Source organism: Azohydromonas lata NBRC 102462 (genome assembly GCF_001571085.1).
Taxonomy (GTDB): domain Bacteria; phylum Pseudomonadota; class Gammaproteobacteria; order Burkholderiales; family Burkholderiaceae_C; genus Azohydromonas; species Azohydromonas lata.
The window spans coordinates 1-4,066 of the sequence record NZ_BCTC01000203.1 but is presented as its reverse complement, the minus strand read 5'-3'; the positions used below and the strand labels follow the sequence as shown (position 1 = coordinate 4,066).

The window sequence follows — 4,066 nt, the reverse complement described above, 5'->3', positions numbered from 1 at the left end:
TTCCTTGCCTTGCCTTGCCTTGCCTTGCCTTGCCTTGCCTTGCCTTGCCTTGCCTTGCCTTGCCTTGCCTTGCCTTGCCTTGCCTTGCCTGTGGCCGGTTTATGGCAAGTCGTTCCTCAACGGCAATGCCGTTGCAATAGCAACGGGCTTTCAGGGCAGTGCCACATCGCACCGAGTGGCGCTGCCATTACGCCCGAGCCATCGGTGCGCCCGAGGACGCGCCGACGCATGCCGCTAGCCCTGTCGGTCAATGCGAAGACGGTGTCAGCGGGGAAAGTCCGGGTGCCGGATGCCGTCGAAGAACCAGGGCCCGACCCTGAGCGTCAAGGAGCGACGCTTTCGCATTAGCTTCGCGGCCAGCTTTGGCGACGCATGGTCAGTGAAATCGAACTCGTAGCCATAGGCGCCGTCTCCGCTGTGCCCAGTCAGTTCCAGCGGCTCAGTGTCCACCAGCTCCTCAGCCTCGTCCCGCGTGATCTTGAGCTCTTCGGCCAAGGCGTCCGCCAGGGTCCATTCCAAACGCTCCCCGCCATTGAACTCGTGCCACGCCTGACGGAATGCCTTGATGACATGGGACCCGTAGCGTTTAAGGTGCTTCTCCAGCTCACGCTTGGTGGCCAGAGCAATAGGGAATGAAGCATCTCGCCGGATCTCTGCAGCCAGGTCTCCCACAGGATCGTTGCGGTCACGTTGACCGTCCAGCCAGCGGTGGAACGGCGAGCGCGCAGCTTCCCGGGCAGCGCGCGCGGCCAACGCCGACGCTGCAACGATGTTTGGGGCATCAGCAGGCCGGAACTCGTACTTCTTCTGTTCGGTGGACAGCCCGTCCCAGCTCGCCAGATCTCGGAGGAACCGCTCACCATCTTTGCCATCGGTGTGATAGCTGACCGGCAGCAGATGAGTGAAGGGCTCGAAGGTGTCACACCTCGCGCAGAAGCACTTGGTGGGATCACTCTCCCGAATGTCTCCGTGGAGGTAGTACCGGACACAATTGCCTAGCTGCGGCAGGGTCACTTGCGGCCCGACGGGAGGAGAGCTGGCCCTGTTGCTGTGTTTCGCCAGCAAGGACCAGTTGGGGAAGCCGTTCTTGACCGCAACGCGATCTAGCGCTTCGTTGTGGGAGATGGAAAGCTCGCGGCTGAGCTTTTTGGCTTCACGGCGGAAGCGGTCGAGTTGGGCAGGCAGGAACGAAGTAGCCATGTCTTGACTCCGCGGTCGCGGCAGCTTCGATGCGCCCACACACCAAGCCAGCGGCGACCATTGGATGGTCAAGGCAGGTCTCGTATTTGATGAAACTCACGCTGTCGATACGACTTCGCCTTGTGGGCGGGCTGGCCGGCGTGCGGCGCAGGTTAAAAGTGTACCAGCGCCGCATCGGGACGACCTGTTCAGTCTGCTACGGAAGCACGCGCTGGCGTCCACGACGACCTACACGTTGAAGCCTCTAGCAGGCTGTTGAAGTACCTCAGCCAAGGCGAATAGCGGTTGAGCGACCATTGACGCTGGGAACCATGAGAAGAACGACGATGCGGGGAGCCGACAGCTACAGCGAGAGCCTGTTCACGACGGTGAAGCTTGAAGACTTTGTACCGGCGTCGCACCCGCTGCGTCCCATTCGCACCTGGATCAACGAGGCGCTGGCCAAGATGGACGAGCGCTTCTCGGCGATGTACGAGGCCGACATCAAGGGCGGGCGCCCGAGCATCGCGCCGGAGAAGCTCATGCGAGCGATGCTGCTGCAGGTGCTTTACAGCATTCGCAGCGAGCGCCAGCTCATGGAACAGGTCACCTACAACCTCTTGTTTCGCTGGTTCGTGGGCCTGTCGATCGATGACCCGGTCTGGAATCACTCCGTATTCAGCAAGAACCGCGACCGCCTCATCGAGCACGAGGCCGTGACGCAGTTGTTCAACGCCACGGTGGAGATGGCCAAGGCCCGCGGGCTGCTGTCGGGCGAGCACTTCAGCGTGGACGGCACGCTCATCCAGGCCTGGGCCGGGCACAAGAGCATCCGGCGCAAGGACGGCAACGACGATGACCGGCCGCCCGAGAACTGGCACGGCGAAAAACGTAGCAACGACACGCACGAATCGAAGACGGACCCCGACTCGCGCCTGTACCGCAAGAGCAACGCGGCGCCGGCGCTGCTGAGCTACCTGGGCCATGTCCTGACCGATAACCGGCACGGCCTGGTAGTCGACGTGCATACCACCCAGGCCGACGGCAAGGCCGAGCGCGCCGCCGCAGCCGTGATGCTGGGCGACGTACGCAGCGACACGCAGCGCATCACCGTGGGCGCCGACAAGGCCTATGACACACGCGGCTTCGTCAAGGAATGCCGTGCCCTCAACGTCACCCCGCACGTGGCCCAGAACCTCAAGCGCAATGGCGGCAGCGCCATCGACGCCCGCACCACGCGGCACGCTGGCTACGAGATCAGCCAGATCAAGAGGAAATGCATCGAGCAGTGCTTCGGCTGGGGAAAGTCCGTCGGGCCAATACGCCAGGTGATGGTGCGCGGCTTGGCCAAGGTGGACCAAGTCTTCACGCTGACCATGGCGGCCTACAACCTCACGCGGCTGCGCGGTTTGGCAGAAGTCCGTCCATGAGCCGGGCGCACGGCAACAAAAGGTCCGCCGGGCCGCCTGGCAAGGCCTGAATGACGCCTGGTAGGCCGAATTGCCCGCCATGGGCCTTCCCGAACTGCTCGAAATTGCACATGGCGATATCGAGAGTGGCCGTAGCCGGTCCAGCAACCGGTACTTCAACAGCCTGCTAGCCTGTGTAGTAAGCGCGGGCTGCATAGCGCAGAGGTCCGTGGTGATGCGAGCGAAGACGATGGACTTCCGGCCCGTCTTGTTGATCATGTCAACGAATGCCGGACTCTCGAAGCAATCGAAGCTGTGGCGCTCGACATGCTGCCGGTTCGGGCCGCACGCTGCGATGACTTCCGTACGGAACGAGTCTTTCGGCCAGTCGGAAGAGGCCACGGCCCCGAGCGGTTAGCCTGGATGCAGCAGGCCCCCAGCCGCAGCTTGAAGGCGACAAAGGGACCTTCCCCAGCGGTTTAGACCGGAACCGAAGCCTGCTTGCTGACTTGTGGGGCAGTTTCCGCAGTTTTGGCGTTCAAGAGGTACTGGTTGGCGAGTTCGTCGAACGTGTTCTTCGCTGCCTCGACGGCTTGGTAGAACGGCTTCAAGTCTTTCCCCGCCTTCCCCGCTTCTCTGGCTTGCTTTAGTTCTGCGCGAGCTCTAAGCCAAACATGCATTTGGGCTAGGGGCTCCTGATATTCCCTCCAGACCGCCGGAAATCTATCCCTTTTTGCCAACCAGGAGACCATTTCTGGCGACATCCAACTGACCAGTTCCGTTCCCTTCGTATGCATACTAGGGAGCACTGTTTCATCGAACAGTATGGGCTCGTGGTGCATTACCCGATTGCGAAGTTTTGCGAGGTTATCCAGAGGTTTTGCGACCTTACGCCTCTTTCGAGCTTCCTGAGGGAGATGAGGAAAGCAATCCATGAGGTCTTTCCAAAGTACTGCCTGCAGGCCCTCCGAGAAAAGATCGGTCCAAAAATTGAAGCTTACTTCCGCAACAATTTGACCTGCCTTGACTTGGTGCTTCTTGGTGATCGAATCAATTCGATGGAACAGTTTCGACTTTGCGCGGTCCACCCTGTCAAGGCTTCCCTGAAAAGCGTGTATGTTCAGGTCGCTATGCGTCCACCAGTCGGTTCTCCCAAATTTATCGTGAAGTTTTGTATGCACCCGATTCCTTAAAGAAACTTCAAGAACCGAGATCAGCTGGTACAGGCTTTCTGAAACCTTCTGGTTAGCGACGTACAAGAATTCAGCTGCTAACTGATCCTCCGCTACCTTGTCTAGGTATTTGTTCAAGCGGTCTTCTGAGCAGTGCTCAAGCAGCGTTTGCCACATCTGTCCTCCATGTTGACAGGCGAAAGCATACCCGCTACACTGGCCTCACTTGCTCAGTAAAGCCCTCTGCACTTTGCATCGACACTGAGTACCGGCTTCAGGTTTACCTGTCGCCACCCCCCCCCCCAA

3 protein-coding genes are annotated in these 4,066 nt (G+C 60.0%); 1 reads left to right on the top strand and 2 read right to left on the bottom strand.

What is annotated here, in order from left to right:
* Nucleotides 1–264: 264 nt before the first annotated feature.
* Nucleotides 265–1,200 carry a YozE family protein gene (locus tag ALA01S_RS30295; RefSeq protein WP_066343382.1) on the bottom strand — a complete coding sequence of 312 codons (936 nt, stop codon included), beginning with the start codon at nt 1,198–1,200 and terminating at the stop codon, nt 265–267.
* Nucleotides 1,201–1,526: 326 nt separating this feature from the next.
* Here ALA01S_RS30295 and ALA01S_RS30290 point away from each other — a divergent pair, with 326 nt between their 5' ends.
* Nucleotides 1,527–2,609, top strand: a complete 1,083-nt coding sequence (locus ALA01S_RS30290; protein WP_066343380.1) for an IS5 family transposase — start codon at nt 1,527–1,529, stop codon at nt 2,607–2,609.
* A 458-nt stretch (nt 2,610–3,067) separates the two neighbouring features.
* Here ALA01S_RS30290 and ALA01S_RS33785 read toward each other — a convergent pair whose 3' ends face one another.
* Nucleotides 3,068–3,937 carry an Abi family protein gene (locus ALA01S_RS33785; protein WP_157119412.1) on the bottom strand — a complete coding sequence of 290 codons (870 nt, stop codon included), beginning with the start codon at nt 3,935–3,937 and terminating at the stop codon, nt 3,068–3,070.
* Between the last annotated feature and the right edge of the window lie 129 nt (nt 3,938–4,066).

What these genes read in the sequence shown, in the direction of transcription:
- ALA01S_RS30295 (WP_066343382.1), bottom strand. Translation starts at nt 1,200, where the DNA reads ATGGCTACTTCGTTCCTGCCTGCCCAACTCGACCGCTTCCGCCGTGAA.
- ALA01S_RS30290 (WP_066343380.1), top strand. Translation starts at nt 1,527, where the DNA reads ATGCGGGGAGCCGACAGCTACAGCGAGAGCCTGTTCACGACGGTGAAG.
- ALA01S_RS33785 (WP_157119412.1), bottom strand. Translation starts at nt 3,937, where the DNA reads ATGTGGCAAACGCTGCTTGAGCACTGCTCAGAAGACCGCTTGAACAAA.